At 61.3% G+C, this 24,406-nt stretch carries 23 protein-coding genes and 3 tRNA genes; 16 read left to right on the top strand and 10 right to left on the bottom strand.

Translation table 11 applies throughout. The annotated features are described in order from the left end of the window. The first annotated feature begins 116 nt into the window (after positions 1-116). The gene (locus ABIB57_RS01030) at positions 117-1,496 is read left to right on the top strand and encodes a dicarboxylate/amino acid:cation symporter (RefSeq protein WP_354037996.1); all 1,380 of its coding nucleotides are present in this window, start codon (positions 117-119) and stop codon (positions 1,494-1,496) included. A 222-nt stretch (positions 1,497-1,718) separates the two neighbouring features. On the opposite strand, the gene ABIB57_RS01025 is transcribed toward ABIB57_RS01030, so the two are convergent. After that, entirely contained in the window at positions 1,719-3,032 is a 1,314-nt protein-coding gene (locus ABIB57_RS01025; RefSeq protein WP_354037995.1) for a glycosyltransferase, read from the bottom strand. Between the two features lie 424 nt (positions 3,033-3,456). Between ABIB57_RS01025 and ABIB57_RS01020 the strand changes: the two genes are divergently transcribed. The 6 genes from ABIB57_RS01020 to ABIB57_RS00995 all read left to right on the top strand — a co-directional run bounded on the left by ABIB57_RS01020 (position 3,457) and on the right by ABIB57_RS00995 (position 11,139). Further along, positions 3,457-4,671: an LL-diaminopimelate aminotransferase gene (locus tag ABIB57_RS01020; RefSeq protein WP_354037994.1), complete on the top strand. Its 1,215-nt coding sequence runs from the start codon at positions 3,457-3,459 to the stop codon at positions 4,669-4,671. Positions 4,672-4,988: 317 nt separating this feature from the next. Next, positions 4,989-6,329, top strand: a complete 1,341-nt coding sequence (locus ABIB57_RS01015) for a homoserine dehydrogenase (protein ID WP_299728160.1) — start codon at positions 4,989-4,991, stop codon at positions 6,327-6,329. A 30-nt stretch (positions 6,330-6,359) separates the two neighbouring features. Then, a complete protein-coding gene (gene glpX, locus ABIB57_RS01010) occupies positions 6,360-7,346 on the top strand; it encodes a class II fructose-bisphosphatase (RefSeq protein ID WP_354037993.1) in 987 nt (328 codons plus the stop codon). Positions 7,347-7,397: 51 nt separating this feature from the next. Beyond that, positions 7,398-7,859 carry a cupin domain-containing protein gene (locus tag ABIB57_RS01005; RefSeq protein ID WP_354037992.1) on the top strand — a complete coding sequence of 154 codons (462 nt, stop codon included), beginning with the start codon at positions 7,398-7,400 and terminating at the stop codon, positions 7,857-7,859. Between the two features lie 48 nt (positions 7,860-7,907). Beyond that, the gene (gene recJ, locus ABIB57_RS01000) at positions 7,908-9,698 is read left to right on the top strand and encodes a single-stranded-DNA-specific exonuclease RecJ (RefSeq protein ID WP_354037991.1); all 1,791 of its coding nucleotides are present in this window, start codon (positions 7,908-7,910) and stop codon (positions 9,696-9,698) included. A 205-nt stretch (positions 9,699-9,903) separates the two neighbouring features. Continuing rightward, entirely contained in the window at positions 9,904-11,139 is a 1,236-nt protein-coding gene (locus tag ABIB57_RS00995; RefSeq protein WP_354037990.1) for a class I SAM-dependent methyltransferase, read from the top strand. A gap of 116 nt (positions 11,140-11,255) precedes the next feature. Here ABIB57_RS00995 and ABIB57_RS00990 read toward each other — a convergent pair. The 4 genes from ABIB57_RS00990 to ABIB57_RS00975 all read right to left on the bottom strand — a co-directional run bounded on the left by ABIB57_RS00990 (position 11,256) and on the right by ABIB57_RS00975 (position 12,577). Beyond that, positions 11,256-11,330 (bottom strand) — tRNA-Glu (locus tag ABIB57_RS00990). A 71-nt stretch (positions 11,331-11,401) separates the two neighbouring features. Beyond that, positions 11,402-11,476 (bottom strand) — tRNA-Glu (locus ABIB57_RS00985). Positions 11,477-11,547: 71 nt separating this feature from the next. Continuing rightward, positions 11,548-12,012 (bottom strand): YcbK family protein, encoded by a 465-nt coding sequence (locus ABIB57_RS00980; protein WP_354037989.1) that lies wholly within the window; start codon positions 12,010-12,012, stop codon positions 11,548-11,550. Between the two features lie 148 nt (positions 12,013-12,160). After that, positions 12,161-12,577 (bottom strand): VOC family protein, encoded by a 417-nt coding sequence (locus ABIB57_RS00975; protein ID WP_354037988.1) that lies wholly within the window; start codon positions 12,575-12,577, stop codon positions 12,161-12,163. Positions 12,578-12,757: 180 nt separating this feature from the next. On the opposite strand from ABIB57_RS00975, the gene ABIB57_RS00970 reads away from it, so the two are divergent. Continuing rightward, positions 12,758-13,369: a cold-shock protein gene (locus tag ABIB57_RS00970; protein ID WP_502914332.1), complete on the top strand. Its 612-nt coding sequence runs from the start codon at positions 12,758-12,760 to the stop codon at positions 13,367-13,369. 12 nt (positions 13,370-13,381) lie between these two features. Further along, positions 13,382-13,870 carry a DUF192 domain-containing protein gene (locus tag ABIB57_RS00965; protein WP_354037986.1) on the top strand — a complete coding sequence of 163 codons (489 nt, stop codon included), beginning with the start codon at positions 13,382-13,384 and terminating at the stop codon, positions 13,868-13,870. Between the two features lie 7 nt (positions 13,871-13,877). On the opposite strand, the gene trhA is transcribed toward ABIB57_RS00965, so the two are convergent. The 5 genes from trhA to ABIB57_RS00940 all read right to left on the bottom strand — a co-directional run bounded on the left by trhA (position 13,878) and on the right by ABIB57_RS00940 (position 16,802). After that, complete coding sequence (gene trhA / locus ABIB57_RS00960; protein WP_354037985.1) at positions 13,878-14,564, bottom strand: PAQR family membrane homeostasis protein TrhA; 687 nt, start codon at positions 14,562-14,564, stop codon at positions 13,878-13,880. A 142-nt stretch (positions 14,565-14,706) separates the two neighbouring features. Further along, on the bottom strand, positions 14,707-15,012 hold the full coding sequence (locus tag ABIB57_RS00955; protein ID WP_354037984.1) for a hypothetical protein: 306 nt from the start codon (positions 15,010-15,012) through the stop codon (positions 14,707-14,709). A gap of 48 nt (positions 15,013-15,060) precedes the next feature. Beyond that, positions 15,061-15,498, bottom strand: coding sequence for a VOC family protein (locus ABIB57_RS00950; RefSeq protein WP_354037983.1), 438 nt, complete (start codon positions 15,496-15,498; stop codon positions 15,061-15,063). Positions 15,499-15,552: 54 nt separating this feature from the next. Beyond that, positions 15,553-15,629: transfer RNA gene (locus ABIB57_RS00945), tRNA-Arg, on the bottom strand. A 129-nt stretch (positions 15,630-15,758) separates the two neighbouring features. After that, complete coding sequence (locus ABIB57_RS00940) at positions 15,759-16,802, bottom strand: LacI family DNA-binding transcriptional regulator (RefSeq protein ID WP_354037982.1); 1,044 nt, start codon at positions 16,800-16,802, stop codon at positions 15,759-15,761. 226 nt (positions 16,803-17,028) lie between these two features. On the opposite strand from ABIB57_RS00940, the gene ABIB57_RS00935 reads away from it, so the two are divergent. The 7 genes from ABIB57_RS00935 to ABIB57_RS00905 all read left to right on the top strand — a co-directional run bounded on the left by ABIB57_RS00935 (position 17,029) and on the right by ABIB57_RS00905 (position 24,267). Beyond that, positions 17,029-18,264 (top strand): ABC transporter substrate-binding protein, encoded by a 1,236-nt coding sequence (locus ABIB57_RS00935; RefSeq protein ID WP_354037981.1) that lies wholly within the window; start codon positions 17,029-17,031, stop codon positions 18,262-18,264. 93 nt (positions 18,265-18,357) lie between these two features. Beyond that, entirely contained in the window at positions 18,358-19,290 is a 933-nt protein-coding gene (locus ABIB57_RS00930; protein ID WP_502914331.1) for a carbohydrate ABC transporter permease, read from the top strand. A 58-nt stretch (positions 19,291-19,348) separates the two neighbouring features. Further along, complete coding sequence (locus ABIB57_RS00925) at positions 19,349-20,212, top strand: carbohydrate ABC transporter permease (RefSeq protein ID WP_299730962.1); 864 nt, start codon at positions 19,349-19,351, stop codon at positions 20,210-20,212. A gap of 6 nt (positions 20,213-20,218) precedes the next feature. Continuing rightward, a complete protein-coding gene (locus ABIB57_RS00920; RefSeq protein WP_354037980.1) occupies positions 20,219-21,307 on the top strand; it encodes an ABC transporter ATP-binding protein in 1,089 nt (362 codons plus the stop codon). A 175-nt stretch (positions 21,308-21,482) separates the two neighbouring features. Then, positions 21,483-22,232, top strand: a complete 750-nt coding sequence (locus tag ABIB57_RS00915; RefSeq protein WP_354037979.1) for a sugar phosphate isomerase/epimerase family protein — start codon at positions 21,483-21,485, stop codon at positions 22,230-22,232. A gap of 102 nt (positions 22,233-22,334) precedes the next feature. Then, complete coding sequence (locus tag ABIB57_RS00910) at positions 22,335-23,120, top strand: sugar phosphate isomerase/epimerase family protein (protein ID WP_354038731.1); 786 nt, start codon at positions 22,335-22,337, stop codon at positions 23,118-23,120. A gap of 1 nt (position 23,121) precedes the next feature. Next, positions 23,122-24,267: a Gfo/Idh/MocA family protein gene (locus ABIB57_RS00905; RefSeq protein ID WP_354037978.1), complete on the top strand. Its 1,146-nt coding sequence runs from the start codon at positions 23,122-23,124 to the stop codon at positions 24,265-24,267. The last annotated feature ends 139 nt before the right edge of the window (positions 24,268-24,406 follow it).

Raw genomic sequence — 24,406 nt, 5'->3', positions numbered from 1 at the left:
CGGCAAACGGAAAACCATGCGCTGCAACTTCTGAGGGGGAAGGGTAGTTTGTGACCAAGAATGAGGCTGGCGGCTTAATTGGTAGGCAGCTTTGCCTTTCCAACCTACAGGTCAACATGTCTCCCACCACACTTTCGTCGGCCGCCAGGCCGACCAGGGCGCCCAAGCCCTTTTATCGTAATTTCGGTTTTCAAGTCCTTGCCGCCATGGTGCTGGGGTTGGTCCTTGGTTATATCGCCCGCAATATCGGGCCTGACGCTTCGGGCGCCGCCAATTGGCTGACCCAGACGCTGTCCACCGTCGGCTCGATCTTCGTATCGCTGCTGCGCGCCTTGGTGCCGGTGCTGATTTTTACCGCCATCGTCGCCTCCATCGCCAATCTGCGTGAGCTCAACAATGCTGCTCGCCTCGTCTGGCAGACGCTGCTGTGGTTCGCCATTACCGCGCTGATCGCGGTCGGCATCGGCATTGCTCTCGGCCTGATCATCCAGCCGGGCCTGCATACCGGTGTGGCCGCAACCGCCGCGCACGCGCCATCGTCGTCCGGCTCCTGGCTCGATTTCCTCAAGGGTATCATTCCCTCAAACATCCTGGGGCTGACGGCATCGACCAGCGTCAAAGACACTGGCGCGACGACCAGCCTGAATTTCAACGTGCTGCAGATCATCGTCATCTCGATCGTGGTCGGCATCGCGGCGCTGCGCGTCGGCCCGTCGGCCGATCCATTCCTGGCGTTCAATCGCTCCTTCCTCAAGATCGTGCACAAGATCCTGTGGTGGGTGATCCGCCTGACCCCGATCGGCACTATCGGCCTGCTCGGCAACGCCGTCGCCGTCTACGGCTGGGATGCGCTGGCTCAGCTCGGCTGGTTCTCGGCGGCCATCTATATCGGCCTCGCCATCGTGCTGTTTGTGGTCTACCCGATCGTGCTGGGCACCAACGGTCTGAACCCGGTCCGCTACTTCCAGGGCGTCTGGCCCGCGGTTCAGCTTGCCTTCGTCTCTCGCTCGTCTATCGGCACCCTGCCGCTGACCCAGCGCGTGACCGAAGAAAACCTCGGGGTGCCGCGTGAATACGCCGCCTTCGCCGTGCCGCTTGGGGCCACCACCAAGATGGACGGTTGCGCCGCGATCTACCCTGCCATCGCCGCGATCTTCGTCGCCCAGTTCTATGGCGTGCCGCTTGGGTTGCAGGAATATCTGCTGATCGCGTTCGTGTCGGTCATCGGATCGTCAGCGACCGCTGGCCTGACCGGCGCCACCGTGATGCTGACGCTGACACTGTCGACGTTGGGCCTGCCACTTGAAGGCGTGGGCCTGCTGCTGGCGGTCGATCCGATCCTCGACATGGGCCGTACCGCGGTCAACGTCGCCGGCCAGGCGCTGATCCCCACCATCGTCGCCAAGCGCGAGGGTATTCTGGATCAGGCCGCCTATGATCGTCACGAAAGCATCGACGCGCTCGATGACTCAGTTGAGGCTGTGCCGGCTGAGTAGGGCGGGGCGATATCCCGAAGACAAAAGGGAGGCGAAAGCCTCCCTTTTGTCTTTGGTGCCTATAGTGCCTCCACGCCCACTGTTCTTCCCGCGGACTTGATCCGCGACCCACTTTCAATCTGGCACAAGCGATCAGAGACCCGCGGATCAAGTCCGCAGGAAGGTCGGTGGGTGTGTAAGATTGCCGGTGGGTGGGAAGTGATTTTGACCGGAAGGAAGCGACTAGCCAACCAGCTTGAGCGCCGGCTTTTTCTTCTTCGGCTTGATCGCGGCGTGGGGGGTGTAATTGGCCATGACCCGCTCGATGACCTTGATGGCCTTGCCGGTGCCGTCTTCGGCATGCAGCTTTTCCGCCAGGGCCGAGGCGTTCTTGCGGTAGGTTTCGTTGGTGCTGAGATCGGCCAGCGCGCCGGCCAGGATTTCCGGCGTCAGCTTGCGCAGGCGGACCGGTTTTGGCCCTGTGCCCAGCTCGAACACGCGGCGGCCCCAATATGGCTGGTCGACCGTCTGCGGCACGACGAAAGTCGGGCGGCCCAGATGCAGGCCCGCCGAGGTCGTGCCGGCGCCACCGTGGTGTACGACGGCCGAAACATACTTGAACAGCTTGTCGTGCGGCGCCTTTTCGATGGCGAAGATGGTGTCGGGCAAATCGCTCGGATTGATCCCGCCCCAGCCGCGTGCGACCACGGCACGGCCGCCCCACAGCTTGACCGCGTCCTTGAGAATCTGCGTGTTGCGTTCAGCCCCGAAGGGCATTGAGCCGAAGCCGATATAGACCGGTGCATCGCCTTCGGAGAGGAATTTCTGGAACTCGGCGGACGGTTGCCAGTTGGACTGGTCCTTGAGCGTCCAATAGCCCGAAACAATAGCGCTCTTGGGCCAATCGCGCGGGCGCGGGGAAATCTCGTCCGAATAGGCATAGAGCGTCGTCAGCGGGGTGCCGTCGGTATTGCGGAAGAAGCCGCCCTTCTTGCGCGATTCCAGGCCCATCAGTTCGCGACGCAGCTTGTTGCGCGGCAGGTTGTAATAAATCTGCTGCACGGTCATCGCCGTATAGGTCAGGCGGTTGAAGGCCGGGCCGAAATCGGCGCCGTAATAGATGCAGAGCGGAAATTCGCTGGTCGAGTTCAATGGCTGCAGCGCCACCATCAGCGCGGGAATGTGCAACGCTTCGGCGATGTCGATGCCGAAACTGGTGTTCATGTTGAGAATCAGCGCGTCGGCGCCCTGGCACATGTTCCAGGCGTGACGGGCCGCGGTATCGACGATCTGCTGACCCTGCCGCAGCAGGGACGGGCCGTTGATCAGCATAGACTGGCTCATCGCGTTTTCGAAACGCGACTGCATCAGGAAGGCCTGGATCGAGGGACCGAGCGAATGAAACTCGATGCCGTGGCTGGTGACCATGTCCTCGAATTCCTCGGAAGCGCCGAGAACCACCGAGTAGCCACGATCCTTGAGCGCCATGGCAAGAGCCAGATAGGGTTGAACGTCGCCCTGCGTGCCAATCGTGACCAGGGCAATGCGCTTTACCATTCAATCCTCACTTGACGCCATTCTGGACGAAGGTCGTAGCCCCCGTGACCATTTACAATGCCCCGCAGTGCATTTATGAACGGCTCTCTCGATAGCTGATTTCCTTACAAAAAACGTGTCCGAAGGGCAATAGACATGCCGTCCCCATTCACTGTTGCTTTGGTTGGAGCCTCGCTCGCCGGCAATCGGATGGCCGCCGCTATCACCGCGCTCGTGCGGGCGAACGCCCGCTAGCTCTTCCCGCGTGCCACACCGGCAGGGAAGAGCCGAACATGATTGTTCCGCTGTCACCACAGCGTTTAACCCGTTCACAACCATAATTCCGCGATAATCGCGCACTCTTGTTCGGAGGCGCAGCGCAGAGTCTGAAGCCAGACAGCGCGTCGCGGCCCCATCCGGTCCGGGAAGGACCACTGAGGATATCATGACCGACGATTTCCACCGCATCCGCCGCCTTCCGCCCTACGTGTTCGCCCATATCGATCCGATCAAGGCCAAGGCCCGCGCCGAAGGCGTCGACATCATCGATCTGGGCATGGGCAATCCGGATATGCCGACACCGGCCCATATCGTGGAAAAGCTGCAGGAAACGGTGAAGGACCCGCGCACGCATCGCTATTCCAGCTCGCGCGGCATTCCCGGCCTGCGCAAGGCCCAGGCGAGCTATTATGGCCGCCGTTTCGGCGTGAAGCTGAACCCCGATACGCAGATCGTCGCGACCTTGGGCTCCAAAGAAGGCTTTGCCAATATGGCTTCGGCCATCACAGCGCCCGGCGATGTGGTTCTCGTTCCCAACCCCACTTACCCGATCCACGCCTTCGGGTTCATCATGGCCGGCGGCGTCGTGCGCTCCATGCCGGCGGATCCCAATGAAGACTTCATGCGCTCGCTGGATCGCGCCGTGCGGCACTCGATCCCCAAGCCGATCGCGCTGGTGCTCAACTATCCGGCCAACCCGACCGCCTACACCGCCAACCTCGATTTCTACACCGAGGTGGTCAAATACTGTAAGGCCAACGACATCTTCATCCTGTCCGATCTCGCCTATTCGGAGATCTATTTCGATGCCGATGCCCCGCCGCCGTCCGTGCTGCAGGTGCCGGGCGCCATCGACATCAGCGTCGAGTTCACCTCGATGTCCAAGACCTATTCCATGCCCGGCTGGCGTGTCGGCTTTGCGGTCGGCAATGAACGGCTGATCGCGGCGCTGGCGCGGGTGAAGTCCTATCTCGACTACGGCGCTTTCACCCCGATCCAGGTTGCCGCCACGGCAGCGCTGAACGGCTCGGACGACGTGATCGAGGACGTCCGCAAGATCTACAAGTCGCGCCGCGACGTGCTGGTTGAAAGCTTTGCGCGCTCTGGCTGGGATATCCCGGTGCCCAAGGCCACCATGTTCGCCTGGGCGCCGATTCCTGCGCAGTTTGCCCATCTGGGCTCGCTCGAATTTGCCAAGCTCCTCATCAAGGAGACCGGTGTCGGCGTGGCCCCCGGCGTCGGCTTCGGCGAATATGGCGACCAGTATATCCGCCTCGCCTTTGTCGAAAACGAACAGCGCATCCGCCAGGCCGCCCGCAATATCAAGAAGCTTTTGGGGAGCAACTCCGGGTCGGGCAACGTGGTGCCGTTGAGCGCTTAGCGTCATGAACGTCCGCTGGATTATCGGGGTGCTCATATTGATCGGGGTGGTTGGCTCTCTCCTCTATTTCAATCAGGCACCCCAACCTTGATAGGTGCTCGCTAAGTCCTATTGACGACTAGGCACTTTCCTATGCAGATGTCGCTTCCATGAGCGACATCCAATCTTTCCGCCAATCCGTTGAATCCTTCATCTCCGCCCGTGGTTGGACACCCACGCGTTTTGGCCGCACGATCGCGGGCGATCCGCTATTCGTGTTCGACCTGCGCGAGGGACGCGAGCCGCGCAGCGATACGCGCATGCGTATTCTCAAGGCGATGCAGGATTTCGGCGAAGCCGCGACCGCGACGCCGTTGCGAATTGGCGTTGCGGGGCTCGGAAATGTCGGTGCGACGCTGGTGCGCATCCTGCAGAAGGATGGGGCCGAGCTGACCAAGAAGCTTGGCCGGCCGTTGATCGTCACCGCCGTTGCCGCCCGCTCGCGCTCGCGCGATCGCGGTATCGATATTTCAGGGCTGGATTGGTTCGATGATCCGGTGGCTTTGGCCAAGTCCGATGGCATCGACCTGTTCGTGGAATTGATCGGCGGCGAGGACGGCCCGGCTTTTGCAGCGGTCAAAGCCGCGCTCGAAATCGGGCGGCCTGTGGTCACCGCCAATAAGGCTCTGCTGGCCAAGCACGGCGTCAAGCTGGCCAAGATGGCCGAGGATTCGGGGGCTCAACTCGGTTTCGAGGCTGCGGTCGCTGGCGGCATTCCGGTCATCAAGACGCTGCGCGAGGGCTTGGGCTCGGCCAAGATCGCCAAGGTCTTCGGCATCATGAACGGCACATGCAATTATATCCTGACGCGCATGGGCAATGAGGACATCTCCTTCGCCGATTGCCTCAAGGACGCGCAGGCGCTCGGTTACGCCGAATCCGATCCCAGCTTCGACGTCGATGGTTTCGATACCGCCCACAAGCTGTCGATCCTGGCGACGCTGTGCTTCGGCTACGAGATTGCGCCGGACAAAATTCATGTCGAGGGCATCACCAAGATCACCCAGCACGACATAAAAGTGGCCTCCGACCTCGGCTACAAGATCAAGCTGCTCGGCATCGCCCAGCGTTCCGACGACGGCATCGAGCAGCGCGTGCATCCCACTTTCGTGCCCAAGGGCAGCGCCATTGCCGGCGTCGACGGGGTGATGAATGCCGTGGCGCTGGAAACCGACCACGTCCATGAACTGCTGCTGGCAGGCCCCGGCGCCGGTGGGCCGCCGACGGCATCGTCGGTGCTGTCCGACATTCTCGACATTGCCCGCGGCACCCGCGTGCCGCCGCTCGGCGTGCCCAGCGATGAACTGCTGCCCTATAAGCAGGCGCCGATGCGCGCACACGAGGGCGGTTACTATATTCGCCTCAATGCCAAGGATGTGCCCGGCGCCCTGGCCGCTATCGCCACGCGCATGGGCGAGCATGCCATTTCCATCGACAGTGTCATCCAACGGCCTGATCTAAAGGCTAAGGATGTCTCCGAGGATGGTGTGCCGACGCGGACGGTGGTGATGATCACCCAGCAAACGTTGGAGGCGAATGTGCGCGAATCCCTTGCGCAGATCGCTGCCGACGGGTTCATAGTCGGCCAGCCGCAATTGATCCGGATCGAGATGCTCTAGAGCTTCGCCCGGAGGCGGGCAGGGGGAAGCATGAGACTCACCAAGGCCGAGGAGAGCCGTAGCGCGGCGCACTTGCATCGCAGCCTGACGCTGGAGCTGGTGCGGGTGACCGAGCGCGCCGCCATCGCCGCGGCGGAATGGCGCGGCAAGGGTAATGAAAAGGGCGCCGACGACGCTGCCGTCAGCGCCATGCAGGCCGAATTGATGCGGGTGCAGATCGGCGGGCGCATCGTCATCGGCGAAGGCGAGGCCGGCGAGGCCGATCAGCTCTATATCGGCCAGGAAGTGGGCACTGGCGACGGCCCCGAGGTCGATATCGCCGTCGATCCGCTGGAAGGCGTTACGCTCTGCGCCAAGAACCAGCCTGATTCCATCGTCGTGCTGGCCATGGCGGAGCGCGGCGGCCTGCTCAACGTTGCCCGCGATGTCTACATGCACAAGATCGCGGTTGGCTCGGACTATGCCAAGGACGTGGTGCATATCGATGAAACTGCCACCGCCAACGTCAAATCCCTCGCCTCCGCCAAGGGCGTGCCCCTGAGCGAAATCACCGCCATCGTGCTTGATCGCCCGCGTCATGCGGGACTGATCGAGGAACTGCGAACCGCCGGCGTCGCTGTCAAGCTGATCAGCGACGGGGACGTGGCTGGCGTCATCCATGCGGTTAATACCGAGGACACCGGCATCGACATCTATCTCGGAAGCGGCGGCGCTCCCGAAGGTGTGCTGGCGGCTGCGGCGCTGCGCTGCATCGGCGGGCATATGCAGGGCAAGCTGATCCTCGACACGCAAGACAAGCGCGAGCGCGCTTATCGCATGGGCATTCACGACGCGAACCGGATTTATGATGTGACCGAACTGGCCGCCGGTGATGTGTTGTTCGCCGCGACCGGGGTGACGGATGGGACACTGCTCGACGGCATTCGGCTGCGGCGCAAATCGGTGGAGACCTCCACTATCGTCATGCGGTCCTGGAGCCAGACCGTACGCTGGATCAAGGCGCATCACGCCCGCTAGGCCTTGACGACGGCTCCGCCTGGGCGGACGGTGCCGGTTTATAGGTGACGCATGGCTATTCCGGGTTCAATATTCACGGTACTTGCCGATCAGGATCGCTTCGAGCGGCCGGTGACCTTCCTGAACGGGCAGTTCAACACCAAGGTGTCGGGAACCGATACCGGTGGCGCTCTCTGCATGATTGACACCGTTCGCACGCGGCGGGGCGGGCCACCGCTGCATTTTCACTATGAGCAGGATGAACTGTTCTTCGTCCAGGAGGGCGACTTCCGCTTCCTGATTGGCGAAGAGCTGTTCGAACTCGGCCCGGGTGACTTCATCTTTGGGCCGCGCCGCATTCCGCATGCCTTCGCCAACCTGAGCGAGACAGGGCGACTGATGATTGCCTTCCAGCCGGCAGGAACGATGGAGGCGTTTTTCGCCGCCGGCCTGCGCGACCCCAACTCGGAGGCATTCCGCGAGCTGAGCCGGGCGCACGGCATGGAGGTGGTCGGACCGCCTTTAGCGCTCTGAGCAGCTTCCTCTCGACCGCCCCTCCCAAATCACCTAGTTCTCTGCTCCATGGTCGAACCCCCGCGCCCTTTTCTTGACGTGACCCGCTCGGCCACTGGCCGTGTGTGGGTCGATCGTCTCGATCCGGCGATGACGCGGACGGCGGCGGCCATAGCCCAGCGGACCAACCACAGCGAAATTCTCGCACGGGTGCTGGCCGGTCGCGGCGTCGATATCGACCAGGCCGATGTTTTCCTGGAACCCACCATTCGCGCGCTGATGCCCGACCCATCGACACTGACGGCAATGGACGCGCTGGCCGAGCGCATCGCCAAGGGGATCGCGGACAATGAATCGGTCGCCTTGTTCGGCGACTACGACGTCGACGGCGCGTGTTCCTGCGCGCTGATGGTGCGGTATCTGGGGTTTTTCGGTCTCGATCCGCAGGTGCATATCCCGGACCGGATTTTCGAGGGCTATGGCCCCAATTCGGCGGCGATGGACAAGCTGATCGATGCCGGCGCCAGCCTGATTATCACCCTGGACTGCGGCACCACCAGCGACGCACCGATCGCCCATGCCCGCTCGCGCGGCGCCGATGTACTGGTAATCGACCACCACCTATCCGACCACGACCTGCCCGACGCCAATGCGCTGGTCAACCCAAACCGGCCCGACGATATTTCCGGCCTGGGCTATCTCTGCGCGGCCGGGGTAACCTTCATGGTCCTCGTTGCGGTCAACCGCGTGCTGCGGCTGCGCGGCGATACGCGAATGCCCGACTTGATGAAGCTGCTCGATCTGGTTGCGTTGGCGACGATTTGCGATGTGGTGCCGTTGATCGGCCTCAACCGCGCCTTTGTGATCCGCGGCCTCGAAGTGGCGCGGCGCGGCGATAATCAGGGCATTGCGGCTCTGGCGCTGGCGGCGCGGGTCAATGGCCCTCTCAATCCCTATCATCTGGGCTTTCTCATCGGCCCGCGCATCAATGCGGGCGGCCGCATTGGCGATGCGGCGTTGGGCACGCGGCTGCTAACGCTGGACGACGAGCATCAGGCGCTGGTCATCGCCGCCCAACTCGACGAATTGAACACCGAGCGCCAGCGCATTGAAATCGAGGCCGTCGAGGAGGCGGCCAGCGTGGCTGGCGCCGAAATTGGGCTGGGCGACGGTCCGCCGGTCCTGGTGCTCGCTTCGGCCAATTGGCATCCGGGCGTTGCTGGCCTGATCGCGGCGCGGCTGCGCGAGCGCTTCGAGCGTCCGGTCTTCGCCATCGCGCTACAGCCCGATGGCACCGGCACCGGCTCCGGCCGGTCCATGCCTGGCGTCGATCTGGGCAGCGCGGTCATCGAGGCGGTGGACCTGGGCCTGATCGTCAAGGGCGGCGGCCACGCCATGGCGGCGGGCGTCACGCTCAAGCCGGGCCAGCTCGGGCCGTTCCGCTCGCATCTGATCGAGCGTCTATCCGTATCCGTCGGCGATGCTCGCGCCGCTACCGCGCTGCCAATCGACGCTGCGGTGACCGCGCGGGGCGCCACGACTGATCTGGTGCACGACATCGAGCGGGCAGGGCCCTTCGGCTCAGGCAATGCCACGCCGGTCTTTGCTTTCCCGGCCCATCGCGCCAAATTCGCGCAGGTGGTGGGCAAGGGCGGCCATGTCAGTTTCACCCTGACATCGGAGGATGGCGCGCGGCTCAAGGCCATCGCCTTCCGGGCTGCTGGCACGCCAATCGGAGATCTGTTGCTGGCCACCGACGGCCAGCATATGCACTTCGCCGGCACCCTCAATATCGATCATTGGCAGGGCCGCGAGCAGGTGCAGTTCCGTGTCACCGACATTGCGAAACCGCGCACCTAAGGCACATTTTGGTGCCTGATGCGGGTGGTTTGACCGTCGCCTCGACTTGAAACTGACGCTTGCATATCCAATTATCAGCGGTAGAGTGCACCCGATATTTTCTGGGAAGCGTTACTATTGTGGCCCGGTGGAAGCGCCACGAAGCTCAAGTCTCGGCGACCGCTCAGCAGCCGCCGCCCACTCATTAGTTGGAATTTGCGGCCTAATGACTAAAACAGCAGTTGATACGAACCGCGGCGGCGTAACGCTGTGGACGCAATTTATATCCCGCGTTGTCGAGTCGGTGGGTGTTCGCCTGCTCGGCCACCCGCGCCACGGCGCCGTCACCGTCATATTCCCCAACGGCCGCGCCCGCACGATTGGTAACCCGTCGACCGGCGAGCATTCGGTCCTGCGGCTCAACAACTTCAAGGTCATCAAGGATTCGATGCGCCGCGGCACGGTCGGTTTCGCCCATGCCTATATGCAGGGTGATATCGAAATCGACGACCTGACCGCGCTGTTCCGCTTTTTCCTGCAGAACCGGGACATCTTCGAAAATGCCAATCCGGGCCTGTTCCGCAAGGCGGCGCAGGATTTCGCCTATCATATGTCGCGACCGAACTCGCTTGAGGGTTCCAAGCAGAACATCGCCGAGCACTACGACCTCGGCAACGATTTCTACGGCCAGTGGCTCGATCCCTCGATGACCTATTCGTCGGCAGTGTTCACCTCCGGCGACCAGAGCCTCGAAGAAGCCCAGCGGGTCAAATATCACCGCGTTGCCGATATGGCGGGCATCACTGAAGGCTCGAGCGTCTTGGAGATCGGCTGCGGCTGGGGTGGTTTCGCCGAAACCGTCGCGCGCGACTACAAGGCCAAGCTGCATGGCATCACGCTCTCGGCCGAACAGCTCAAGTTCGGGCAGGATCGTCTGGCCCGGCAGGACCTCGATAACCTTGCTACGCTGCACTTCGAGGACTACCGCCACACCAAGGGCCAGTTCGACCACATCGGCTCGATCGAGATGATCGAGGCGGTGGGCGAAGACAATTGGCCGAGCTATTTTCAGACCGTCTTCGATCGGCTCAAGGCCGGCGGCACGGCCGCCATCCAGGCCATCACCATCAACGAGGCCGATTTCGAAGGCTATCGCAGTGGGCCCGATTTCATCCAGCGCTACATTTTTCCCGGCGGCATGCTGCTGACCAAGACGGCGATGCAGCAGATGGGCGACAAGGTCGGCCTGGTGCTGGAAAGCACCGAGACGTTCCGCCTGTCCTATGCCAAGACCCTCAAGCTGTGGCGCGACCGGTTCCTCGAACGGTGGCCCATGATCGCCCCGCTCGGCTATGACGAGGAATTCAAGCGCAAGTGGGTCTATTATCTGAGCTATTGCGAGGCCGGCTTCACTGAAGGCGCCATCGACGTCGGGATTTATCAGTACCGCAAGCCGGCTTGATTCGAGGCGGTCTGACCCAATGGTCCAAGGTCGCCAAATTGGCGGCCTTATTTTTTGCCGCCGGCATAGCCGTGACAAAGCTCTTTGCAGTGGCAGGGAAATTGGGAAGGGTTGACTGGTACGCCCACGGGGAATCGAACCCCGCTCTGCACCGTGAGAGGGTGCCGTCCTGACCGATAGACGATGGGCGCATTGGTCATTGAGGTGCCAGTAGTCTTGGCATCTCTGTCGTTAAACGCTTGGCTCTTGGCTGGCAAGAGGGTGGTACGCCCACGGGGAATCGAACCCCGCTCTGCACCGTGAAAGGGTGCCGTCCTAACCGATAGACGATGGGCGCCTAAGCGTTGCGTTCGTATATTCAGCTCATCCCGGATGTGCAACCCATTTCCGACCGCCAAACCGAATTTTTCAACAACCGCTGAAAGTCACCGGGCGCGAATAGCCGCGCGGGCGGTCGCGCACATCGACATGGATGAAGGAGCGGCCAGGATAGCAGCCCAGTCCGCCCACATCATCATTGCGCATGGCATAGGCGATGAGCTGACTTTTATCGATTCCGGGGATGTAGAAATCGGCCGCCATGCACTTCTTGTGGTATGAATTATCCTGGCCACCGGCCGACGAATTATGCTGGTTGTCGCGATACCCCGAATTCATGATCACCTTCTTGCCGAAATGGCCCTCGAAGTCCCAGATCAGGAAACGCAGCTTGGGGCTGATGCAGAAGGCGTTGACGTCCCGGCTCGCCACGAAGGTGCCAAAACTGTTTCCCTTGCCCGAATAGCTGGCGCCGCTGCTGCTGGCAAACATGGCCATGGGCATGCAACCGGTCAGGGCCAGGGTACAGGCGAGGATAAGGGTGATTGATCTCATGGCGGCTTCCGGGACCAATGTTGCGCGAATGCAACAGTCAAACATGGTCGGGTGAAGTCGCTAAAATACGATTGTTTTCGCTAACCGCGCGCTAAGCGGCACGGTTAGCGAAACGTTAGTCATCGGCTAGTGGCTTACCACTTACCACTTACCACTTACCGGTGTTCGGCATCGACAGCCACGGCTCTTGCGGGGGCAGGGTGCCGTCCTGGATCAACTCGACGGAAATGCCGTCCGGCGAGCGCACGAAGGCCATGTGGCCGTCGCGCGGCGGCCGGTTGATCACCACGCCCATATCGGACAGGTGCTGGCACAGGGCATAGATATCCTGGGTCCGATACGCCAGATGGCCGAAATTGCGGCCGCCAGTATATTCCTCCGGATCCCAGTTGTAGGTCAATTCGACCTCGCCGCCGACATCGCCAGGCGCGCGCAGGAAGATCAGCGTGTAGCGGCCCTTTTCATTCTCGCTACGCCGGGTTTCTTCCAAACCCAGGCCCTGGCAATAGAATTTGAGGCTCACTTCGACGTCGGTGACGCGCACCATGGTGTGCAGATATTGCATGCCTGTTCTCCTCTAAATCGCTGCGATAGGCCTACCAACCTGGGTGACGCGGGGCAATCGCTGCCATCCCAAACAAAATCGCAACACCTTCTTAACTTTTGGGTTTGAATCGGACAGAGTGTGCATGTCTTGTGGAGTACCTCGCGGCGGCGAGGCGAGTACGAAAAGGCTTTGGGGAATATGGGGGCCAAGTTTTCTGGCGACGGCGATGAGGCCGGAGGTTTGTCGGGGGAGACAGGCCCGGCAGCCCAATCCGAAAGCGGCGATGCCGGGCTCGATACCATCGAGATCATCGGCGCCATCAAATGGTTCGACGCCGGCAAGGGTTTTGGCTTCATCGTCCCCGATAACGGCATGCCCGATGTTTTGCTGCATGTGACCTGCCTGCGCCGCGACGGTTACCAGACCGCCTATGAAGGCGCCCGCATCGTCGTCGAGGCCCTCAATCGCCCCGGCGGCCTGCAGGCGTTCCGTGTCGTCTCGATGGACGAATCGACGGCGCGCCATCCCGCGCAAATGCCAGCACAGCGCACCCATGTGGTGGTTGAGGCGACCTCCGGCATGGTACGGCTGGAAGTGAAGTGGTTCAACCGCATCCGCGGCTTTGGCTTCCTCTCGGCGGGCGAGGGTACTCCCGACATTTTCGTGCATATGGAAACCCTGCGCCGCTTCGGAATAACCGAGCTGCGCCCCGGCCAATTTGTGCTGGTGCGCTACGGCAATGGCCCCAAGGGCCTTATGGTCGCCGAAATCCGCCCGGATGGTTGGGGCGACGCCCCGTCTTCTCACTAAGGTCTCCATCCGATGTTCCATTCGACCGCCGTCCGCCAGCCTGTGCGCGTCCTGAAGGGGCTTGGGCTGGGCTTGGCTGCCATCATTGCTTTCGCGCCGCTGGCCGCTTGCAGCGACGAGGGTAAGCTGGTGCTGCGCACTGCGAGCGGCGATCATGCCTTCCATGTCGAAGTGGTCGATACACCCGAGGGGCGGGCCAAGGGGCTGATGTTCGTGCAGGACCTGGCCGACGATGCGGGTATGCTGTTTGATTTCAAGGAAGAGCGCCCAGTCTCGTTCTGGATGCAGAACACTTTCATCCCGCTCGACATGGTGTTTGTCGGTGCCGACGGCGTGGTCAAAACCGTTCACGCCAATGCGCGTCCGATGGATACGACCTCGATCCCCTCGGGGGCGCCGGTGCAGTACGTGCTGGAAGTCCCTGGCGGCGTGGCGGCCTCGATCGGGCTGCGGCCGGGCGACACGATGATCCATGATCGCGTTGGTCAAAAGACCAAATAGGCGGGTACTAGAGCCGGCTAATGACCATGGTGTCCAGCACGGCCCACAGGTGCAGGCAGGCGCCGGCCACCACGAAGACATGCCACAGCGCGTTCTGGAATTTCAGCTTCTCCCAGAGATGGAAGATGATCCCGAGCGAGTAGACCACGCCCCCCGCCGGCAACAGCCAGAGCGCCAGCGGCGGCAGCGAATGGGCGAGCGAACTGAACACGAAAATTCCGCTCCAGCCGATAGCGAGATAAAGCGCGATCGCCAGGCGGCCAAAGCGCTCGGGCACGATCAGCTTGAGCGCGATGCCGATCAGCGACGCACCCCATACGAACACCGTCAGGACCATTGCCACCGGGGTGCCGCCAAGTACGGCGAGGAACGGCGTATAAGTGCCCGCGATGAAAAGGAAAATGGCCGCTTGGTCGAGCCGCGCCAGATACATCTTGATCGGCGAAACCGGCCACAGATTATAGGCGAGCGACACGCCCAGCACCGCCACCAGCGAGCCGACATAAACCACCAGGGCCGGCGCTGCCTCGGGTGCAGTATGGGTGATCGCGAATGCGAGAAGCACTGACCCCGCCGCGATGGCTATGATCAGTCCGAGAACATGAACCACCCCGTCAGCCACCAGCTCCGCTGACGTGAATGGCCGCTGCTCGCGGCTCCACCAGGAGTAGCTCTTCGCACGGGATAGGCGCATCATCGTCTCCTTCAACCCCATACTCGGCCTAGGGAGGTCACCAGACTATTGCCGATACAAGGCGATCTGATGGCATCGTAAAGCTGAACGCAACGCATTTGGTGAAGAAGCGGTTGCAGGCTCGGCCCGACAGACCGATGCGCTATTCGCAAGTATTGGGCATATCGAGGCTATAGGTGGTCATGCCCGGCCCCTCTGGTGGCTTGGGAACCAGGTAGACCACCAGGTCGCATTCCTGCGTCCGGATCGTCCATTCCTTGGCTCCATCGGCTCGGGTGCCGGTATTGCCGATCTGCCCGATCGGCGCCTGCCGCAAGGCATCGCCAACCTCGGTGCTGCCCAGGATCGTGTCTATCTGTTCGGCGCTGTCATAAAAGCCCGAAAGCGCCGCGAAAGCGGACGTTGGTGTCAACAGCAACAGGGCGGCGGTGGCGAGGATGAACTTCACGCTTAGTCTCCGGCTAGGGCACCTTTGCCCTGTGTCTTCGTATTGCGCTTAGCTGAGCTCTTGGGCGAGCCCGATGAGAAGCCCTTCAGGTCCGCGAATGTAGCAGAGTCGGTAGGAGTCTTGGTACTGGACGACTTCGCCTACGAGCTGCGCGCCGCGCGTGCGCAGCCTTTCCAGCGTCTCGTCGATGTCGTCCACGGTGAACATGACGCGGAGGTAGCCCAGGGCGTTGACGGGGGCGTTCCGATGATCTGCGACGACAGCCGGCGCAAGGAAGCGGGAGAGCTCAAGCCGGCTGTGACCATCCGGTGTGCGCATCATGGCAATCTCGACATGCTGATCGGCCAATCCGGTGACGCGTCCGGACCATTCTCCTTCGATCGTGGCCCGCCCTTCGAGCTCGAGGCCGAGTTCGCGAAAGAAATCAATCGCCCCTCCGAGATCTTCGACAACGATTCCGACGTTGTCCATTCGCTTGAGCGCCATGTTTCCAATCTCCAAGGTGGCGTTGCAATCTACTAATCAGAAAAGAGAGATTTTTGGCGATCCCGGAGGGACTCGAACCCCCGACCAACAGCTTAGAAGGCTGCTGCTCTATCCAGCTGAGCTACGGGACCGCGGCTCTTGGCAGGGCTCCTTTAGCGCATTTTGCGGCAAAATGAACGCCCTTCTTGCCGGCCAGACCGGGCAGGGGCGCTGATTCTGTTTATCCGCGGATCGGGCTAAGTGATTCTGGGTGCTGGCCTTTAGCTGTGCGGCGGCGGGAAGTGGCGGGCGGTGCTGCTGCGGACGATCATCTCAGAGGTGAGCACTATGCGCAGCGGATTGGCTTCGGCATCGCCTTCGAGGATGTTGATCAGCGTTTGCGCCGCCAATTGCCCGAGTTTTTCGCGTGGCTGTCGCACCGTAGTGAGCGGCGGCGAATAGTGCAGGGCGACGGCGAGATCATCGAATCCGACGACCGAAATATCGCGCGGGCATTCCAGACCCTGCTCGCGCAGGCCAGAGAGGAAGCCGATCGCCGTCTCGTCATTGGCGGCGAATACCGCGCTGGGGCGATTGGCCATGGCCAGATACTGCAGGGCGGCCGCATAGCCGCTTTCCATCATGAAATTGCCGGGGAAAATCCAGTCCGGCAAGACGCTTAGTCCGGCTTCGTCCATGGCCAGCATGAAGCCCGCCAGGCGCTCCTGGCGCAGCACATTGCCGGCCGGCCCGGCGATGTGACCGATTCGGGTGTGGCCCAGATCGATCAGGTGGCGGGTGGCCTGGGCGGCGGCGCGAGGGTTGTCGGTCTTGACGGTGTGGAATGGCGCGTTGGGTATCTCCTCGCAGGCCACCACCAGAGGTACGGCGCTCGGGTCACCCGTCAGTTCCAGCAACTGATCGAGGTCGATCGAGCCATCCAGCAGCAGCAGGCCATCAGCCCGGTGCGACAGGAAGTATTCTCCCAAGCGCCGCGCCGGGTTGGGGCCCGAATAGCGGTTGCACACCAGCACGCCATAACCGCGCAACGCCGCCTCGCGTTCGATGGCATCGAGGATGGTCGAGAAGAATGAATTGCGGATGTCGGGCAACCCGACCAGGATGGTTTTGGACGTGCGTTGGCGCAGCGATCGCCCCGCCTGGTTCAGCGTGTATCCCGTGGCCTGGACGGCATCGGAAATGCGCTCGCGCGTTCCCTCGCTCACCCGCTCCGGATTGGAAAGGGCGCGGCTCACCGTGGCGGTCGAGACGCGGGCGAAGCGCGCAACGTCCTGAATTGTGGGCGTTTTTCTGGCTATACTCATACCTGCCAGCACCCCCTCAGGCTGTCAGCAATGCCAACGGTCTAAATCGATCTTGACACGGCCGCAAGAAGTGTTTGAAACTCATGCAATCGATTGCACTGGCAAAAACCTTGCGATGCAATCGATTACATGCGGCCAGCCGGGGATGCCTCTATAAGAAGGTAACCTAGCGGCTGGCAATTTCGCGGGAGCGTTTCGCTCCATGAGGACGTTGGGAGGACTACATATGAATAAGTTCGCAGTAGCTGCCACGATGGCGGCTGCCTTGATGTGCGGTACCGCACACGCTACCGATCTCGAAGTTACGCACTGGTGGACGTCGGGTGGCGAAGCCGCTGCCGTGAAGGTGTTCGCCGACAGCTTCGATGCCCTGGGCACCGACAAGTGGGTCGACGGCGCTATCGCCGGCGGTGGCGATACCGCCAACCCGATCATCATCAGCCGTATTCTCGGTGGCAACCCGATGGGCGCCACCCAGATGAACACAGGCCGCGATGCCGAGCAGCTCATCCAGGCTGGCCTGATGCAGGACCTGACCTCGGTGGCTGACGCCGAGCATTGGAAGGACGTTATCCGTCCCGCCAAGCTGATGGATTCTTGCATGTACGAAGGCAAGATGTATTGCGTTCCCGTCAACATCCACTCCACGCAGTGGCTGTGGCTGAGCGATGCCGCCTTCAAAAAGGCCGGTATTGCGACGCCTGCGAACTGGAACGAATACGTTGCCGATTTCCCCAAGCTGAAGGAAGCCGGCATCCTGCCAATGGCCATCGGCCAGGGCTGGCCGATCAATACCATGTGGGGTTCGCTCCTGGCTGGTATCGGTGGTCTTGACCTGTTCCGTCAGGTCAACGTCGACAAGAATGCCGACGCCGTCCGTGGTCCTGAATTCAAGGCTGTAGTGCAGGCTCTCGCCGACGTGCGCGATGCCACCGAATCCAATGCCATGGTTCCCCAGTGGAACGATGCCATCAATCTCGTGATCGAAGGCAAGGCTGCCGGTAACGTGATGGGCGACTGGGCTCAGGGGGAATTCGCCGTGGCCAACCAGGTCGCTGGCAAGGATTACGAATGCCTTCCAGGCCTCGGCCTGCATGACGTGGTGGACACCGGCGGCGACGCCTTCTACTTCCCCAAGAACAGCGATCCTGAAGTCACTCGCGCTCAGCTCGAGCTGGCCAAGATGCTGCTGACCCCCGAAGTGCAGGTTGCGTTCAACCTGAAGAAGGGCTCGATGCCAGTGCGTGGCGACGTCGATCTGAACGCTGCCAATGACTGCATGAAGAAGGGTCTCGCCATCCTTGCGAACCCCGACAACGTGCTGCCCACCGGTGACCAGAGCTTCAGCTCCGACACCCAGGGCCAGCTGCAGGATCTCGTGCTCGCATTCTTCGCCGACAAGTCGATGACTGTCGACGATATGCAGGCACAGTATGCCGACATCGTCGCCGCTGCCGATTAATTGGTAGTCCGACCATAGGCTAGGCGTGGCCGGCTTGGGGAAATCCCGGGCCGGCCATGTTTTCCACGCAGGCTCACAATGGGGCATCTATCCATGGCCGACGCGACACTGACTGCGCAAAGCAAACCGGCAACTCGGCCAAGCTTTCTGCGCAACCTGTTACTGAAAAACTTGAGCGCCAAAATCGCGGCGCTCCCGATGATTATCACCGTGCTTGTGGTGTTCGTCGGCTGTAGCGCCTGGAGTGTGTATTACTCCTTCACCAATTCGGGTCAGCTCCCCAGCGGCAAGTTTGTCGGCTTTGCCCAATATGAGCGACTGTTCCATACCGCGCGCTTTATCGGCGCCGCCAAGAATCTGGCGCTTTACGGGGTTATGGCGCTGGTCTTCACCATGGTCATCGGCTTTTTGCTGGCCGTGCTGATGGATCAGAAAATCCGCTTCGAGAATACGTTCCGCACCATTCTGCTCTACCCGTTCGCGCTGTCTTTCATCGTGACAGGTCTGGTCTGGCAGTGGATCATGAACCCCAATTACGGGATCGAAAAGGTCCTGCACGACTGGGGTTTCACCAACCTGCATTTTGACCTGCTGAACAACGGCAACACCGTCATTTATGGCCTGGTCATTGCTGGCCTGTGGCAAGGCACCGGCTTCGTCATGGTGCTGATGCTGGCTGGGTTGCGCGGCGTTGATGAAGAAATCTGGAAAGCCGCCCGCGTCGACGGCATTCCCACCTGGCGCACTTACCTGCAGATCGTGCTGCCGATGATGCGCGGGGTGATCGTCACCACGCTGGTGATCGTTGGTTCAGGCATTGTGCGGCTCTACGACCTGGTGGTCGCGCTGACCCAGGGTGGCCCGGGCTTCGCCTCCGACGTGCCGGCCAAGTATGTCTATGACTACATGTTCGGCCGCGCCAATCTGGGGCAGGGCCTGGCTGCCTCCACCGTCATGCTGGTCACCGTGGCCATCATCCTCATTCCCTGGGCGTACCTCGAATTCGGCCCGAAGAAGAACAAATGACCGGCAGCGTCAGCAAGGGAGGCCAATCGTGGCAGTCGACACTTTAGAGCCGCGCGGCATGCGTCCGCGTCCGTTCTTCACACCCCGCAAAATCATCATCTATTCGCTGCTGTTCTTCGTATCGGTCTACTATTTGTTTCCGATGTACGTGATGATCGTCACCTCCCTCAAGGACCTGGACGAGGTTCGCGGCGGCAACATCTTCGCGCTGCCGGTGCGCTTCACCTTCGATCCATGGTTCAAGGCCTGGAACAGCGCCTGCACGGGTCTGTATTGCGAGGGGCTCAAGGTCGGGTTCTTCAATTCGGTCAAGATCACCGTCCCCAGCGTCATCGTCTCGGTGCTGATCGCCTCGATCAACGGCTATGCCTTGGTCAATTGGCGCTTCAAGGGCTCGGAAGTCTTCTTCGTCATCCTGCTGTTCGGCTCGTTCATCCCCTATCAGGTGATGCTCTATCCGATGGTGATCATCCTGCGCGAACTCAAGATGTTCTCCACCCTGCAGGGCGTCATCCTGATCCACACCATTTTCGGCATGCCGATCCTGACGCTGCTGTTCCGCAATTACTTCGCGTCCCTGCCGCCTGAATTGTTCAAGGCGGCGCGCGTCGACGGGGCCGGGTTCTGGCGGATTTTCTTCCAGATCATGGTGCCGATGTCGCTGCCGATCTTCGTGGTGGCCATGATCTTGCAGATCACCGGTATCTGGAACGACTTCCTGTTCGGCGTGATCTATGCCGGCAACCAGAATTATCCGATGACGGTGCAGCTCAACAACATCGTCAACTCCACGCAGGGCGTGAAGGAATACAACGTCAACATGGCCGCAACCATCCTGACGGGCCTTGTGCCCCTGGCGGTCTATTTCATCTCGGGAAAATGGTTCGTCCGCGGCATCGCTGCCGGCGCGGTGAAGGGATAACCTATTATGGAATCTAGTGTTTCAATCAAAAACCTGTCGCTCGATTTCGGCAGCGTCAAAGTGCTCCAGTCGCTCGATCTGGAAGTGGCCAAGGGCGAGTTCATCGTCCTGCTGGGGCCTTCGGGCTGCGGCAAGTCCACCCTGCTGAACTGCATTGCTGGCCTGCTCGACGTCACCGAAGGGCAGATTTTCATCGGCGGCAAGAACGTCACCTGGTCTGAGCCCAAGGATCGCGGCATCGGCATGGTGTTCCAGTCCTATGCGCTCTATCCGCAGATGACCGTGGAACGGAACCTGTCGTTCGGCCTGCGCGTCGCCGGCATGCCCAAAGCGGAAATTGAACAGCGCGTCACCCGCGCCGCCGAAATCCTGCAAATCCAGCCGCTGCTGGCGCGCAAGCCCGCCAACCTGTCGGGTGGCCAGCGCCAGCGCGTCGCCATCGGCCGCGCTCTGGTGCGCGACGTGGACGTGTTCCTGTTCGATGAGCCGCTGTCAAACCTCGATGCCAAGCTGCGCAGCGACCTGCGCGTCGAGATCAAGCGGCTGCATCATCGCCTGAAGAACACCATGATCTATGTCACCCACGACCAGATCGAGGCGCTGACCCTGGCCGACCGCATCGCCATCATGAAGAATGGCGAAATCCAGCAGCTTGCCGATCCGCACACCATCTACAACAAGCCGGTCAATCTCTACGTCGCCGGCTTCATCGGCTCGCCCTCGATGAACTTCCTCGAAGGCACGCTCAATCCCGCCAACCAGACTTTCGTCGCCGATGATGGCACGGTCGTTCCGGTGGGCACCTACGCCTTCGAGGCTCCGGTCAGCGGCTCGACCAAGGCGGTGCTGGGCGTCCGCCCGGAACACATCCTGATCGGCGAGGAAGCCAAATCCAAGCCGTTCAGCCAGGAAGTCGAGATCGAAATCGTCGAACCGATGGGCTCGGACACCCTGGCCTGGACCAAGATCGCCGGCAAGCCGGTGACGTTCCGCTGCGACAGCGACGTGGTGATCACGACCGGCCAGAAAATCCTGATCGGCTTTGATCCAGCCCGCGGCTCGCTGTTCAACGCCGAGACCACCAAGCGGATTTGATCTTTTCCGCAACGATCCCTGCCGGCGCCCGGGCGCCGGTAGCCATTCGACGGCACAAGCGCGGCCAATGTTACTTTTCACGCAACTGACCTGTCGAACTGGCGCGATAGCGTGCGACTAATCCGCTATCCAAGGCTACCTATGTACTCATATGAACGTTATTCCGAGGCCAAAAGTGACCGAACTGTCCTTCCAGCTCTACAGCGCCCGCAATTTTCCGCCCCTTGATACCGTCCTCGCCAAGCTGAAATCGCTTGGCTATGGCCAGGTTGAAGGCTTTGGCGGGCTCTATGCCGATGCCACCAATCTGGCCGCGTCGCTCAAGGCCAATGGGCTGACCATGCCGACCGGCCATTTCGGCCTCGACATGCTCAAGGACACCTCGGCCACGCTCAAGACCGCCGAGACGCTCGGCATCAAGACCGTGTTCTGCCCCGCCATTCCGCAGGATCAGCGCAAGCAGCCCGAAGCCGGCTGGGTGCAATTGGCCGAAACGCTGGCCGAACTGGCCGTGACCTACAAGAAGGCCGGCCTCGGCTTTGGCTGGCACAACCATCATTTCGAATTCTGGCCCACCGAGACCGGCAAGCTGCCGATGAACATCATCCTCGATACCGCTACCGATATCGAGTGGGAGGCCGATGTGGCCTGGATTGTGCGCGGCGAGAACGACCCGCAAAAGTGGTTCGACGCCTATGGCCAGCGCATCACCGCCGTCCACGTCAAGGACATCGCGCCCGCCGGCGTCTCCGAGGATGAAGACGGCTGGGCCGATCCGGGGCAGGGCACCATGGGCTGGGACAAGCTGATCGGCACTATTCGCGCCAAGACCCGCGCGCAGTATTTCGTTGCCGAACACGACAACCCGTCGGATGTGAATCGCTTCGCCACGTGCGCCATGGATGCGTGGAAGAGCTGGAAATAGAACCGGCTTCCCTCAGAGCGTTTCCAGGAAAAGTGCGCAGCGGTTTTCCGGTTCGGAAACGTGACAAACAATGTGCCTAGAGGCCAACTTATAAGGACCAAAATAATGGATATGTCGTTCCAGATGTTCAGCGGGCGCAATTACCCGCTCGATCAGGTGCTGAAAACCGTCGCCGGTGCGGGCTACAAATATGTCGAAGGTTATGGCGGGCTTGATTACGCCTCCACCGATGGCGGCCTCGGCGGCCTTTACGGCGACCTGCCAGGCCTCAAGGCCAAGCTCGATGCCAATGGCCTGACCATGCCGACCGCTCATGTCGGTCTCGACCTGCTGGAGCAGCCTGAACGCGCCTTGGCGATCAACGAAGCGCTGGGCACCACGGTGTTCATGTGCCCATGGCTGTCGCCCGAGCAGCGCCCCACCGACATTGCCGGCTGGCAGGCTTTCGGCGAGCGCCTAGCCAAGCTTTCCGCCCCCTTCACCAAGGCCGGTATCACCTTCGGCTACCACAACCACGATTTCGAATTCGCCATGCTGCCCGATGGCCGCTATCCGATGGACGTGCTGCTTGAAGCGGCCCCAGACATTTACACCGAAGCCGATATCGCCTGGATCTATCGCGGCAAGGCCGACGCTTTCGCCTGGCTGGAAAAGTTCGGCAAGCGCATCGTCGCCGTCCACGTCAAGGATATCGCCCCCGCCGGCGAAAACCTCGACGAAGACGGTTGGGCCGATGTCGGCTACGGCACGCTGCCGTGGAAGGACCTGCTGAACCACGTCAAGGCCAAGACCGCGGCGCGCTACTTCGTCGCCGAGCATGACAATCCAAACGATCTCGTCCGCTTTGCCACACGGTCCATCGCGACCGTCAATTCTTTCGGAGTCTAACATGGCCAAGACTTATGGCGTCGGCATCATCGGTGCCGGCAATATCTCGGGCGCCTATCTGCGTCTCGCGCCGCTGTTCAAGAACCTTGAAGTGCGTGCCATCGCCGATATCGTTCCGGCCGCCGCCCAGGCGCGCGCCGTCGAATATAACGTGACGGCGCAGACCCCCGACGAGCTGCTGAAAAACAGCGAAGTCGACGTGATCGTCAACCTGACGATTCCATCTACGCATTACTCCGTTTCGCGCGATATCCTTTCGGCCGGCAAGCATGCTTATTCCGAAAAGCCCTTCGTGCTCGACGTCGAAGAAGGCAAGGCGCTCAAGAAGCAGGCCGACGCGGCCGGCCTCAAGGTCGGCTCCGCTCCCGATACCTTCCTTGGCGGCGCCCACCAGCAGGCCCGCTCGATCATCGATAGCGGCAAGGTCGGTCGCATCACGTCGGGCACCATGCACATCATGTCGCGTGGCATGGAGCATTGGCATCCCAATCCCGACTTCTTCTTCCAGGTTGGCGGCGGCCCGATCCTGGATATGGGGCCATATTACATCACGGACCTGATCAGCCTGATTGGGCCGATCAAGCGCGTCACCGCCTTTACCGGCATGGCCAGCCCCGAACGCACCATTTCGACCCCGACTTCCCCGCTGGTTGGCACCAAGATCAAGGTCGACACGCCGACCACGATCCACGCTGTGCTAGAATTTCACACCGGCGCCATCGTTACCCTGGGCGCAAGCTGGGATGTATTCAGCCACGGTCACCACAATATCGAGCTCTACGGCACCGAAGGCTCGGTCTACGTGCCAGATCCGAACTTCTTCAACGGCGATGTCGTCACCACCGACCGCGAAGGCACCAAAACCACGGTGACCCCATGGGATCATCCGTTTGGCGTTCCCAACCAGGACCTCGACAAGCCCGATCCGCGCGCCAATTACCGCAATGCCGGCTTGTCCGACATGATGAATTCGATCGAGACCGGGCATGCGGCCCGGTGCTCGATCGATGTGGCGCTGCACGCCATAGACGTCATGGCGTCGATCCTGAAGGCCGGCGAGATCGGCGAGGTTGTTACGCTGTCCACTACTTGCGAGCGTCCAGCGGCACTTGGTCCTGATGAGGCCCGGGCTTTGCTGCGGACTTGATGTGCGTACCTCATTGACAGGCGTCATGCGCCGGTCAAGATTGAGATCACAATAATGAGCAGGCGGCGGTCACTCGCCGCCTGTTCCATGAAGCGGCAACAGAAGACTAGGCGCCAAGCGCCGACAGAGGAGAAAACGA

The sequence above is a fragment of the Devosia sp. UYZn731 genome (genome assembly GCF_040546795.1).
In the GTDB taxonomy this organism is placed as follows: Bacteria; Pseudomonadota; Alphaproteobacteria; order Rhizobiales; family Devosiaceae; genus Devosia.
This window is presented reverse-complemented; position numbering and strand designations above follow the sequence as displayed.